At 42.1% G+C, this 13,410-nt stretch carries 10 protein-coding genes; 6 read left to right on the forward strand and 4 right to left on the reverse strand.

Going from position 1 to position 13,410, the window contains the following annotated elements:
- Positions 1-34: 34 nt before the first annotated feature.
- The 4 genes from IUZ65_RS09105 to IUZ65_RS09120 are packed head-to-tail and all read right to left on the reverse strand — an operon-like array spanning position 35 to position 6,333.
- Positions 35-1,156: an NAD(P)-dependent alcohol dehydrogenase gene (locus tag IUZ65_RS09105; RefSeq protein ID WP_195703432.1), complete on the reverse strand. Its 1,122-nt coding sequence runs from the start codon at positions 1,154-1,156 to the stop codon at positions 35-37.
- Positions 1,137-4,238: an efflux RND transporter permease subunit gene (locus IUZ65_RS09110; RefSeq protein WP_195703433.1), complete on the reverse strand. Its 3,102-nt coding sequence runs from the start codon at positions 4,236-4,238 to the stop codon at positions 1,137-1,139. The genes IUZ65_RS09105 and IUZ65_RS09110 overlap by 20 nt, the downstream gene beginning before the upstream one ends.
- On the reverse strand, positions 4,231-5,295 hold the full coding sequence (locus tag IUZ65_RS09115) for an efflux RND transporter periplasmic adaptor subunit (protein ID WP_195703434.1): 1,065 nt from the start codon (positions 5,293-5,295) through the stop codon (positions 4,231-4,233). Before IUZ65_RS09115 ends, IUZ65_RS09110 begins: the two co-directional genes overlap by 8 nt.
- Positions 5,296-5,349: 54 nt before the next feature.
- On the reverse strand, positions 5,350-6,333 hold the full coding sequence (locus tag IUZ65_RS09120) for a DUF2860 family protein (RefSeq protein WP_195703435.1): 984 nt from the start codon (positions 6,331-6,333) through the stop codon (positions 5,350-5,352).
- 389 nt (positions 6,334-6,722) lie between these two features.
- Here IUZ65_RS09120 and IUZ65_RS09125 point away from each other — a divergent pair, with 389 nt between their 5' ends.
- From IUZ65_RS09125 to IUZ65_RS09150, 6 genes are all read left to right on the forward strand, one after another.
- Positions 6,723-8,345: an ATP-binding protein gene (locus tag IUZ65_RS09125; protein ID WP_195703436.1), complete on the forward strand. Its 1,623-nt coding sequence runs from the start codon at positions 6,723-6,725 to the stop codon at positions 8,343-8,345.
- Positions 8,342-9,037 (forward strand): response regulator, encoded by a 696-nt coding sequence (locus IUZ65_RS09130; RefSeq protein WP_195703437.1) that lies wholly within the window; start codon positions 8,342-8,344, stop codon positions 9,035-9,037. Before IUZ65_RS09125 ends, IUZ65_RS09130 begins: the two co-directional genes overlap by 4 nt.
- Before the next feature lie 239 nt (positions 9,038-9,276).
- On the forward strand, positions 9,277-9,819 hold the full coding sequence (locus tag IUZ65_RS09135; protein ID WP_195703438.1) for an outer membrane beta-barrel protein: 543 nt from the start codon (positions 9,277-9,279) through the stop codon (positions 9,817-9,819).
- Positions 9,820-10,052: 233 nt separating this feature from the next.
- Positions 10,053-10,604, forward strand: coding sequence for a nucleotidyltransferase family protein (locus tag IUZ65_RS09140; protein WP_195703439.1), 552 nt, complete (start codon positions 10,053-10,055; stop codon positions 10,602-10,604).
- Positions 10,605-10,858: 254 nt separating this feature from the next.
- On the forward strand, positions 10,859-12,325 hold the full coding sequence (locus tag IUZ65_RS09145; protein WP_195703440.1) for a sensor domain-containing diguanylate cyclase: 1,467 nt from the start codon (positions 10,859-10,861) through the stop codon (positions 12,323-12,325).
- A 57-nt stretch (positions 12,326-12,382) separates the two neighbouring features.
- Positions 12,383-13,279 (forward strand): DMT family transporter, encoded by an 897-nt coding sequence (locus IUZ65_RS09150; protein ID WP_195703441.1) that lies wholly within the window; start codon positions 12,383-12,385, stop codon positions 13,277-13,279.
- The last annotated feature ends 131 nt before the right edge of the window (positions 13,280-13,410 follow it).

The raw sequence follows: 13,410 nt of genomic DNA on the forward strand, positions 1-13,410 counted from the left end.
ATATTTATCTTTTGCTACCTATTATGTATTTAACCTAACAGACAACAAAAACACCCGAGTCTAACGAACTCTCAAAGTTGATAACAATTCGCCCTTTCGCTCGATGAGTCATTAAATGGCGTATCGCTTCTGAGATACTCTCTTGAGTAAACGGAACAACCCTATCAATTGGCATTTTAATATTCTCATTGAGAAGAACCTTGTAGGCCTGCTCAATAACATTCTTGGGATATTTTTCACCAAATGTATACATCGGCCCACGGCGAATTCGGGTAGTGAGCATTCTTTTTCCAACATAACCTAGGACACTAGCAAATTCTGACCAGCTCAATTTCTCTTCACCTACGTATTGCATGGGGCCGACGATCGTTTCAAAAACACCATCATTTTTAAGTACTCTAAAGGCACTTTTTTCTATCGATTTCCCACCGACACAATCGAACACAATGTCGTAACGAATGGCATTATACTCAGCCAAGTCTGCAAAATCGTTTAATGTATAATCAACGACTTCATGTGCGCCTAATTGACGTACATACCTTTCATTTTTAGCGCCGCAAACAGCCGTAATATGACAGTCTAAACTCTTTAAGTACTGTACGATCATGCTGCCAATAGCACCAGAAGCACCAACAACAACACAATCGGTTCCTCGGCGGACCTTTGCGGCTTGTATCGACCCCCATGCGACGCAAGCCCCCATCGTGGTCGCGGCGGCTTCAACATGTGTTAATTTGTCTGGCTTTCTCATTACCATTTTCTGATCGAGCACGCGGTAATTCGCCCAAGACCCACGTTCCATTTGTTCCGACGGGATAGCGATAACCTCATCACCAATCTTTATCTTTTTTACACCAGACCCTACTTTTACAACCACACCCGCTACCGAAGAACCCAAAATACAAGGTTTCTCATCCGATATCGTTTTAGGGCCATAGAATCGACCTAAAGCCGTTCCTTGTGCCGCATAAATTTCGTCGATATGCATGGCTGAAGCGCAAAGCTTAACCAACACTTCTTGGCTGTTGGGTTGTGGAACCGGCACTTTTTTCATCGTAATGTAGTCATGGACTCTACCCACTACCGGAATATCCGTAAGGCATATAGCGTCCATCTTTGACGTCGATGAGACATGATCATTCATAGGATAATTCATTAAGTTTTCCTTTTTTGTTATATCTCAATGCCAACAAAGATGGGGTGATTAACAGGGTTAATACGGTTGCAAACACCAACCCACCAGCGACGGTGGACGCCAGTTGGACCCAAAATTTTGCGATCGGCGCACCAAATTCAATCTTTCGGTTGAAAAGGTCGACATTCATTTCCAGTACCATAGGCAGCAAACCTAACACCGTTGTGACCGTGGTCATTAGGACAGGCCTAAGCCTCTGCAAACCTGTATTGATAATGGCCTCTTGGACTGGCATTCCTTCCTTTACAAATTGATTAAAGGTGTCGATAAGAACAATATTATTGTTCACCACAATCCCGGCAAGCGCGATGATGCCCAACCCTCCCATTACGACCCCAAATGATTGTTGGGAGATAAGCAGACCCAGAAAAACACCAACGGTCGAAAACAGCACCGCACTCAGTATTAAAAACGCCTGATAAAATGAGTTGAATTGAGTAATCAAGATGAGCCCCATCATGAACAGCGCACCCAAGAAGGCCTTGGTTAAGAACTCTTGTGATTCTTGTTGGTCCTCATTCTCACCTTTGTATCGGATACGAACAGTGGGGTCTGTCATCAAATCGGCCAGTTGCTCGTTGAGTAACGTAAATACGGCTTCTAGCTGTACACCCTCTGCCAAATCAGCTTGGATCGTCAATACTTGCTTGCCATCGACCTTATGAATCGATGGTTGACGCTCTGACGGATAAACTCTCGCAAAATTACTTATTGGCACCATTCCATGAGAGGTATTAACTCTTATCGTTTGTAAGCTATCGAGATGTCGAAATGCCTTAGGATAACGAACCTTTATATCTAGCTCTTCATCGCTATCGTCGGGTCGATAATTACCCACAACGAGTCCCGTAGTTAACATCTGAACACTCGACCCAACTACCGTTGGGTCGGCACCAAATGAAGACGCTCTTTCCCTATCGATATCTATTTTCCATTCAATACTTGGTTGCTCTCCATCATCAGTTACATTGCGCAGTTGTGGCATCGTATTTAATAAGTGTTTCAGTTTATCTAGGGCTGGTTGAAGCTGATCTGACGCCAATGCACTGACTTCGATTTGGAGCGCTTTACCGTTGTTCGGCCCATTACTCTGCGCTTGAGCTTCTACCTGAATACCAGAAATACCTTGCAATCGTTTCCGAACTTCCTCCGTAATCAGATTTAGATGCGGCCTATCTTGCCATGGCACCAAATTACCCCGCACAAATCCGACAGCGTCATCATTCCCTGTTTTTGAGTAGAGTGTGTCTATTCCATTTATGTTTAGAATTCTGTTCTCGACCTCTTTCATCAAATCACTTTTTTCATAGATAGATAAATCGGCTGGCGAACGAATCGTGAGATTAAATACACCGGTATCAATTTTTGGAAAAAAGACGACTCCTTTTCCATAGTTTGCATAGAGAACAAACACTGAGATTGAAAAAGCCAGTGCGATGGATAATGTATAAACAGGCCGGTTAACAACAACCGACAGTGCTTTAGCGTATAGGCGCGTTATCATGTTCGCTTCAGAAACTTCATCATTCGTTGAAGCGTTAGACGCATCTTTTAAAACAATCACTGAAGCCGATTTACCCGCAAAAACAGCCCCTAATGTAGGAACAAAGATTAAGGCCATAAACAAAGACGCAACAAGAGTAAATATTAACGTTAAAGGCAGATACTTCATAAAATCGCCCATGATACCGGGCCAGAATAGCAAAGGTATAAAGGCAGCCAACGTTGTGGCAGTAGAGGCAATAATGGGCCAAGACATCCTATTTGCAGCAGTCAAGTAAGCCTGTTTCTTGTCGATACCCTTTGCCATCTCTTTAACGGCATACTCGGTTACGACTATCGCCCCGTCGACCAACATACCCACAGCCATGATCAAACCGAATAGGACAATAATATTAATGGTCATACCGAAAGCGACCAATAAAATTATTCCGGTTAGGAACGCACCGGGTATCGCCACGCCTACGAAAGCGGCACTTCTCCAACCTAAAATCATGACGATGACTATCACAACAAGAATCACCGCACTGGCGACATTGTTTTGCAAATCTGACAACATGTTCTTCACATCAATTGATGTATCACCGACATAACTAATATCAATACTACTCGGCCATGAAGCCGATTCTTCATCTATCAGAGCGCGAACTTTTTCAACCGTACTGATCGTGTTTTCACCCGCCCTTTTTTTAACATCTAACGTAATGGCCCGTTGGCCATTAAGGCGTGTAATGGTTATCGGGTCTTCGTAAACACGTCGAATTGAACCTATATCACCAAAGGTAACAACCTTGTCACCAGAGACTTTTATCGGCATAGACAAAATATCGGACATCTGCTCGAAAACCGACGGTACTTTGATAGCAAATCGCCCCTTACCTGTGTCCATATTTCCAGCAGCAATAAGGCGGTTATTTCGAGAAAGCAGATTTAAAATAGACGAGTGGTCAAGCTGATAGCTCTCCAGTAACAGCGGGTCTAATAACACCTCAACCGACTCTTTACGTTCTCCTCCAATATCCACATTAAGCACTTCAGGGAACGCTTCTATCTGATCTTGAACCGTTTTCGACAATGCTATCAACGTGCTTTCTGGTACGCTGCCCGAAAATACAACTGTCAAGGCTGGAGCCCATGCAGCAAGAGTGATCTCTTTAACGATTGGCGCTTCGGTATCCGGTGGAAGTTCCCCCTTTGCAAGTTCAACCTGTTGACGAACATTTGCCAGCGCGATATCTTTATTTATGGTGGGTTCAAATTCGAGAGAGATAGTTACGAGCCCTTCGTTCGCATCACTTAGCATCTCTTTGATACCTTCGATATCATTGAGTTTTTTCTCTATTGGTCGCAACAATAAACGCTCAGCATCATCCGGTGAAATACCATCATGCGACACTGAAATACTGATGAAGGGGAGCGGCACATCGGGGTCGGACTCTTTCGGAGCAATGCTATAACTAACGGCTCCGACGAAGATAAGTATGATCAACAACAAAATGAACGTACGACTTCGTTCGATTGCAAAGCGAATAATACTATTCATTGTTTGTTGCCTCTACGCGGAAAATATTGACCGATTCTCCTGCACTTACAAAACCTTGACCCAAAACAATAATGTCCACTCCACGACTCAACCCCTTTATCCACGCACCATCTTGGTCCGTTTTTAGGATATCAATCGGCTCAAACCTTACCTTTCCGTCGACGACACTCTTAATACCAAGCTCACCGTCAGTACCTAACACTAGGATCGAAGGTGATACTTTGATTGCGGGTTCAACCCCTAGCGGAAGCTCAATCTCAGCACTGGTTCCTGCATACAAGATGCTATCCTGATTCGGTACCTTTATTTCGATACGGAAGGTATTCGTTGCTTGATCTGAAACACTTGATAAGTAGTTTATTTGACCATCTATTAACCGGTTATCCAGTGTTCGAATTTTTGCTTCTTTCTGGTTCCGTAAAAGGTAGATATCGTTCTCTGTAACAGAACCGCTGACAATAAGCGGGTCTAACATTTCAATTCTCGCCACAGCATCACCAACAGACACATAATCCCCTGCTTCAACAAAACGTTCATTCATCACGCCATTTTGCGGCGACCGAATAGAGGACCTATCAATCGTTCTTTTAAGTTTGGCAACCAAAGACTTCACTCGCTTATACTCGGTATGCAATTTAGCCAGTTGGATCTTTCCTTGGAACCCTTTACTCGCTAACTTCTTCGCGCTGGTATATTCAATTTCTTTCTGCTTTAGGTTAGCCAGCGCGTAATCTAAATCATCTTGTACCCCATCAACATCCAATGTGGCGATGAGATCACCGGTTTTGAGTGCGCTGCCAGGCATGGCCAGCACTTTGGTGACCTTCCCTTCTACTTCCGAAGCAACCGTAACGGTTAAATACGGCTCTGTTCGGCCATTAAGTTTTATACTCTTTACGATATTTTTCGTTTGAAATTGCTTCACACGAACGGTATAAACACCGTCATTTAATGGTTTTTCTTGAGCAATAACTTCCGCAGAAGTAAAACTACCGGAAAACATCCATCCACCAATTAAAACGATGAAAAGAGCACTCACTAGATTGGATTTATTCATTATTCAACACCTTTTCATCTGTTATATTGTGCCAATATTGGTCATATTAGAGGTCTAAAACTTGAGGTTGAGACCGACTGAAAATGCCAACAGTGAAGCGTCAAAGAAATCGATATTAGAATTAGTCTGAGACATTCCAGCAAACGAGATGAACGACAAGTAATCCACATTAAAGAGTGAGGCGTATTCATAAGCCACAAATGCACCATAAGAAGAATCTGATTGCTTGAGACCAAAAACGGGATTGATCGCGTCATAATCGCTTTCTGCATAATCGACGTTAACCGACAAAGCATGATGTCCGAACTGATTAATCAACCCTAGGCTCGCCGCATAAGATTGAAACGACATGGCACGGCCATCTGCGTTATGGTCAATGTAAGTTACCGTTGGAGAAAGGAACATAGTGCTACTTAAGGGGAATTGATAACCCACATTAAGATAACGACTATCGCCGCTTCTTCTCAAAATAGATCGCTCTTCATTACTCAATGAACTGCCTGACAACTCATTTTCTACTTCATTCGTGCCGTAACCGAGGTCCAATGAAAAGCCTGTTCCAGAACTTGGTGTAAGCTGAATTCGGTAGCCTTCACTTTCACTATCTGTAACCGACCTTTTGGTTCCGGTTAAATACGGGTCTTGCCATACTTCAGCCGCCGATAGGGTTGGCACATAGGAAAGACTTAAAACCGTCCCCTCTACTATCTGATTTCGATAACCAAATGCCATGACAAAATCACCAGAAGCAATATCGTCCCTCGACATCCCGGCGAACAACTGCTGCTTTCCGAAATTATATTCAATCACGCCGACAGGGAATAATAACGCCATGTTCTCTGAATCACCTTTGCGGTTAATCTCCCCTTCTAATATTTGATTACTTTCTGTATTAAGGTTCGATTCCACAGACATCATGCCCGTGTTAATCCCAAACTCACCACTAAAATGGCCGTTTAGAAACTCAGATGCGCTTGCCTGCACAGAAAACGCAACACTCAGTATCGCTACGTTCGCTATCGTATTTACATTTTTCACGTCAAGTCCTTCCTATCAGGTATGCGCAGCCAACCAATAGCTACGCCTAATAACCAAAACACATTCATTGTGCTGCTGAATGAAAATACTAGATGAAAATTAACGCACTTACTGTTCGACTTTGTCGGTGAACGTAGCGAAAAAATCAGGATTTACAAATCTTTAAAACCGAGAAAAATTACGGGAAATATTATTTGTCACTATAAAAACAATAAGATAAAGACAGCACACGACGAAAGGAATCGATGCCTTTTAATACATCCAAATACGATTGCTGACTATTTTCCAGCTCATCCGACAATTCCTGACAATCCAACACATATCTAGACAGCTTCTGTTAAACAGAATGCTATTATGTAAAATGTAACTATCAGCGGATAAAACTGTTTATGAAACTTGCCCTCATTATGCTAACTGCGCTGTTGATGATTTCATTGGCGTTAATTCAGGTTGTCATCTTCCCTTCATTCCAAAGCACATTGACAGAAGACGCTGAAACATGGCAGTTGAAATACCTAACTGCGGGGCAAATCCGAATGTTGGCAAATGTAATTGCGCCATTGCCAGAGCGCGAGCGCGCACAAGCGCTTGAAAAATTGAGAGAAAATATTGGTTTTTTTGTAGAGATATCTTCGTTGAAGGATCACAGTTTTGACGAAGACCAACTAAGAGAACTAAAGGCGGGTGAAACCGTTGTCGATATTTATAAAGATTCAACTTATCAACTTATCAGTGATAACCAGTATATTAGCTTTGTTTTAACTAATGAGGTGCCTTACCATTTGACGAACAAAGCGCAGCGCTTTGTTATGGGGTCACTTTATTTAATCCAAGAGGAACTAAGGTCCATCCCACAAGAGGATTGGGACGAGGCCTTTATGGATATACAAAAACAATATATGCACCCTATAGAACTAAAAGACATGAGCACGCTCGACCTTTCAGACAAAAACATTGAATTACTGAACAGCGGTAAAATCGTCACGCTAAAAACCGAGGATTCGAAGACCATCGATTATCCTGCAGATTATGCGATACAAAAGGTGAACAATAGTAATAAAGTCATCTACGTTGGTCCTTTTTCGCCAACAGTCATCGAGAAGCTTTATGTGCTACTCACCATCTATTACATCTGCTTTGGTCTGTTTATACTTATTCCTATTTTGCTGTGGCTACTACCCGCTTGGTTCTCCATGAAGGAACTTAAACGTGCTACAGCTTCACTTGGACAAGGCAAATTTAGTACCCGTGTGAAGCGAATTCCTTTGAGCCAGCTTAACCATCTTTCTCAAACCTACAATGTCATGGCGGAGAAGATTCAGCGATTGATTTCATCTCATAAAACCCTGACAAATACCGTCTCTCATGAACTGAGAACACCGATAGCGAGGATAGAATTTAATATCGAGTTACTACGGGGGCATGTCAGCGGAGACTATGCTTTGAACCAGTTGGGTCAAATCGAATCTTCTGTGGACGAGCTTAATAAATTGGTCTCAGAGATGTTGATGTATGCTCGCTTTGATAGAGAAGCACCGCCCCTCAAACTTGTACAAGTCAATGTGAATCATTGGATAAATGAACAGGTTGATGTTTGGCGAACTACTCATCCTGATATTGAGATACAGGTAAAAATTGAAGACTCAATGGATGTCGTTTTTGACCGGTTTTATATGAATCGGGCACTAAACAACCTAATCAAAAACGCAATATGTTACGGTAATGGCACAGTAGTCATTTCTACAGCCAAGACAAAAAAGCACCTCCAACTCTCAGTGGAGGATAACGGATTCGGTGTCGACTATACTGAACGTTATGACGTTTTCACGCCGTTTTATCGCAGCAGTGAGCATGTAGACAGAGACAAAGGTGGATCAGGATTGGGTTTATCTATTGTAAAACTCATCATGGATTGGCATAACGGCCAAATTAACGTTAAAAAATCGACATTAGGAGGGGCAAACTTCCAGTTGACGCTTCCTAACTCTACTTCAACGGATGTAATAAAATGAATGCAAAGATAATGATTGTTGAAGATGACGCCCCTTTAGCACAGTCAATTAAGGAGTACCTCACTATTGAGCAGTTCGATGCTCGAGTGATATCTAGAGGCTCTGAAGCCGAGGCTGCCATTCTTGATTGGCAGCCTGACATTGTTTTACTTGATGTCATGTTACCCGGAAAAGATGGCGTATCTATATGCCGAGATTTACGCTCAGAATATGACGGCATCATAATAATGTTTACAGCAAAAGATGATGAGATAGATCAGGTTGTAGGATTAGAGATTGGCGCAGATGATTACCTAACAAAACCGGTCAAGCCGCGTATTTTATTAGCCAAACTCAAAGCATTTTTGCGGAAACAAGAACGATCAAGTAAGCCATCATCCGCCCCCATCGATAACCTGACCATAGGTGATATCAAAGTTGATACCACCTTAAGACAGGCGCATCTTAATAACGAGCTCATCTGCCTCACCGATGCCGAATATGACCTGCTTGTATTGCTAGCGGTAAACGTTGGCGTCATATTATCGAGAAGCACCATCGTCGAAAAAACACGAGGCTATGAATACGACGGTATTGACCGTAGCGTCGATAACCTTATAAGCCAATTAAGAAAAAAACTTGGCGATGATCCAAGACAACCGGTAAAACTCAAAACCATACGTTCAAAAGGCTATGTTCTGCTCGACAGGTAAGCGCGAACCTCCGCGCTTTATTTTAAATTGTCTGTTTTTGTCGACATATACAGACCATTACCTTTGATATACAAATGCGTTTAGGACGTTATATCTCTATTATCAACAGATTAACCATCACCTAAAAGCCAATCCTGCTGACAATCCCCGACAATTCCCGATAGAAATCATCGTCCAATAACTTGAGAATAGGTTTGTACGTTATCCATTCATTCTATCAATAAATAAAGAGGCAACACATGAAGTCAGCAGCGATTGTTCTTCTCACACTTTTCGTTTCATTTTGCGCAGCAGCAGAGGCTCCACCATCACGAGTCAGCACCTTCATCGGTACCAAAAGTATCAGTGATAATACGTGGGAACCATTTGATTCTCAGTTTGAATTTGGTGTCGCGGCAGATGTTAACATCGCCAATCTACCAGTGAATTTTTATGTTGGTATGAATGCCTCCATTGACAAGCGAGACAGTGGTGATGACGAAGGCAAAACCGTAGAGAAGTTATTAGGCGTAAGTAAACACTTCCCTATTGGTGGTTCTCCATTTAACACCTATGTAATGGGCGGTGTCGCTCATATTGAAGGTGAGCTGACTAAGTCTAGTGTGACACAGAAAGATTCTGCTATGGGTTACTTTGTAGGCGGTGGTATTGTGTGGAATTTCACCCAACATTTTGATATCGGATTTGAAACTCGATATTCCCAAGCTGAGATCAAGTTTGATGATAAAGACGTTGATGTAGGTGGTACGCACCTAGGTGTTACTGCTGGATTTAATTGGTAAGTAAGTAGGACTTTGGTTCTCGAACATCCAATTGGGGGCGATGAAAGCAGGTTTCGATTGATTTATTCAAACCAGATAACCAAGGTTATCTGGTTTTTTGTGCAACGGAGGCTATGAATTCCCCTATAAACTCGATATTGAGACAAGACAATACCGGGTGATAATCGTTTTCTATAGTGTATGCTTTGCGTATTAAGTATATAAACCAAACCGCAATAAATGAGTTAGCGATAATGATTAAAAACGAAGTCACTCAAATTGCCGAGCTGCTAGAGAAGGATGTCGTAAGGTTCCAAGCCTTGAGTTGTGTCCATTCACTACAATTGCCAGATTGCTATATTGCGGCTGGCTTCATAAGAAATATGGTCTGGGACTTTGAACATGGTTATCACGTTTCCACACCGTTCAATGATGTTGATGTGATCTATTTTGATAACAATGAGTCATCTAACAATGTCCATGAGCATTATGAGCAACAATTGACTGAAATGATGCCCGACCTTAATTGGCAGGTTCGAAATCAAGCAAAAATGCACGTTCGAAACGGTGACAAGCCATATAAAAGCGCTCTTGACGCTATGGGTTACTGGGTCGAGAAAGAGACCTCTGTCGCAGCGAGAATATTGGACAATCATCAAATTGAATGCATTAGCGCATTTGGTTTTAAAAGCCTATTTCAATTAAAACTTACCTATAATCCAAAGCGAGACAGGGCAACCTTTGAGCAAAGGATATCGAGCAAAGGCTGGTTGATTCAGTGGCCTAAACTCACTGTACACATTTAATTTGTAGACGGTAATCAACATTTTGTGGCTGAACCATTGGCGTAATGGTGAACTTAGTCATCAATTTTACGTGACCAATCCCGCGTTTTTATTAACATTAATGCAATATCTGTGATTGCTATCGATAAAAACGAGATCTAAACACATACCTTCATCCTACTGTTGTTCGCAGGTACTATAGTTAAGTTCAGAGGTTAGCGATAAAACGCTCTACACATAATAAAGATGTACATCTCGTCACAATTAGAGCACACATGGTAATCCAAACTGGTAGCTTTGAAAATTTAGACCACACCGAATCTAGTCATCTCGAAAGTGAACTATTGACGGCGATTGCCCGTAGTGCAGAGAATCTATCTAACGAACGTGGCTGGCCTGAAGGTGTTGATGCCCTATTGGCTGATCTAGGCAAAATTACTAAAGTCAGTCGAGTATGGATATTTCAAACACTAAAATTAGAAGATAACTGTATCCAGCAAGACTACGTCTTTGAATGGGCTTCTAAAATCAAGTACAAACAAATTGGGCTTCCTAGCTTCAACCGCTTTACTTCTAATACCAAAGAACCTGAATATGTTTCTTTAATAGAAAGCCGCACTCGGGGAGAATACCAACACCTCATCGTCAATCGACTTCCTGATTCTTGGTTAAGAGGCTATCTTATAGAGCAAAAAATATGCTCTATGTTAACCATTCCTATTTTTGTGGAAAACAAATGGTGGGGCACACTGGGTTTTGATGATTGTGAACGTAGCATTGAATGGTCATCCAGTGAAATTGCACTGCTGCGAACCGCTTGTTTTCTTATCTCTAGTGCGATCCTAAAAGATCAATTAAGCGCAAAACGTCGCCAACTAGATATCCTTAAACAAATGACCGCGTGCAGCGCTTGGGAATTGGATATTCGTAGAGGGCATTTATGGTGTACACCAGAGATACTCAGCAATATCCCAGAGAAAACCGATAACCTGCAGTTTTCATTCCGACAATGTATCAGAAAGATTCACCCGGAATATCGAAAGGAATTTTTTCGTATTGTCCGTCAGTTTAATCAAAGCAGTTCTAATTCCTTTCGCTGTGATCTAAAAATCCGAAGAGACAATGGCGACTACGGTTGGATTGAACTGTCCGCCAAAATCGATGACACTACTGAGCATAGTGGCGATGTACTCGCGGGTATTTTGTTAGATATAACCTTGAGGAAACAGGCAGAAGAGCGCCTAAGACATGAGGCCACCACCGACCCACTCACAGGCATACTTAACCGAAGAAAAATAGAATCACTCGTACAAGAGCACATTGATAGATATAAAAAAACAGGTGAGAAGTTTTCGTTGGTTGTTTTAGACCTAGATCATTTTAAGAGAATTAACGATACCTATGGTCATTCTGTTGGCGACCATGTGTTGTGTCAATTTACCGAGCTATGTCAGCAATCGTTGCGCAAAATAGATTATATTTCTCGTATCGGTGGGGAAGAGTTCGCGATTCTATTGCCAAATACCAATGAAGAAGAAGCCTTTGTCATAGGAGAACGAATCTGCCAAACCATTCAACACAACCCTTATGTTCACAAAAGCGATCAGATAATCTATTCCGTTTCTATTGGCTGCTCAACGCTCAAGGATGAATACCTAGAGGTCCATAAGATTTTCGAACGAGCTGACTCCGCACTGTATTTCGCAAAGCGATCAGGCAGAAATCAAGTTAAAGTGAGTTAACCAACGGCGAATTTATTGTGGTAGAGTGCCCACAGAACCTACAAAAAATACGATTTTATGTCTACCAATTTGAGCACATTTTTCCCTGCTGGGGTCCGTTTCATGATCCTATCTGCTTTTGGTTTTGCCCTAATGTCGGCGTGTGTAAAGTACGTCAGCAATCATGGCATTCCGTTATTTGAGATAGTTGCAGCAAGGGCTATCGTATCTTGGGTCATCAGCTACCTCGATGTTAAGCGAAAAAGAATCTCTTTATGGGGTCATAACAAACCTCTGCTTATTTCTCGAGGCGTGATGGGAACGTCGGCGTTAATATGCGTCTACTATTCAGTGACGACGTTACCATTGGCAGAAGCGACCATACTGCAGTATGTCAATCCCGTATTTACCGCCCTTCTAGCCGTTCTATTCTTAAAAGAGCGCATTCAAGTCTCCACCATTATCTGCATTGTGATGTGCTTGCTTGGCTTATTCTTTATGGTAAAACCGAGCATGAATAGCAATTTACCTAGTGATTTACCACTTTTTAGTGTTGGTATTGCCTTATTGGGCGCCCTGTTCAGTTCCGTTGCCTACGTGATAGTACGAAAACTAAGCCAAACCGAAGATAGCTCAGTAATCATCTTTTATTTTCCACTTGTTGCCCTTCCTATCTCATTATTATTAATCGGTGATAGCTTTGTTTGGCCGAGTATTCACATCGTGATAATGCTGGTAATGCTTGGCGTTTTTACTCAAATTGGTCAATTTGGCTTAACCAAGGCAATGCAAACTCAAGCCGCAGGAAAGGCATCTGCTTATTCGTATGTCCAGATACTGTTTTCTGCTTTATTGGGTGTCGTGTTCTTTGGCGAAATACCTTCGATGTGGAGTTATATAGGCGGCGCATTTATTGTCACCGGCGCACTAGTCAATGTATTTGGACAGCATCTAAGAAACCCATTTAAAACCTAATTTTGTCATCATTTGGTTTAATCATAACCACGAGTAAAAGGGTCGACGCTAACGACCCTCAGCTTCAACATTCCTTCGGACATAAAACTTTAGTGACCCTGTCACTAATGAGTGCGACTGCTCATTTGCAT

It is taken from the genome of Vibrio sp. VB16 (genome assembly GCF_015594925.2).
Taxonomy (GTDB): Bacteria; Pseudomonadota; Gammaproteobacteria; order Enterobacterales; family Vibrionaceae; genus Vibrio.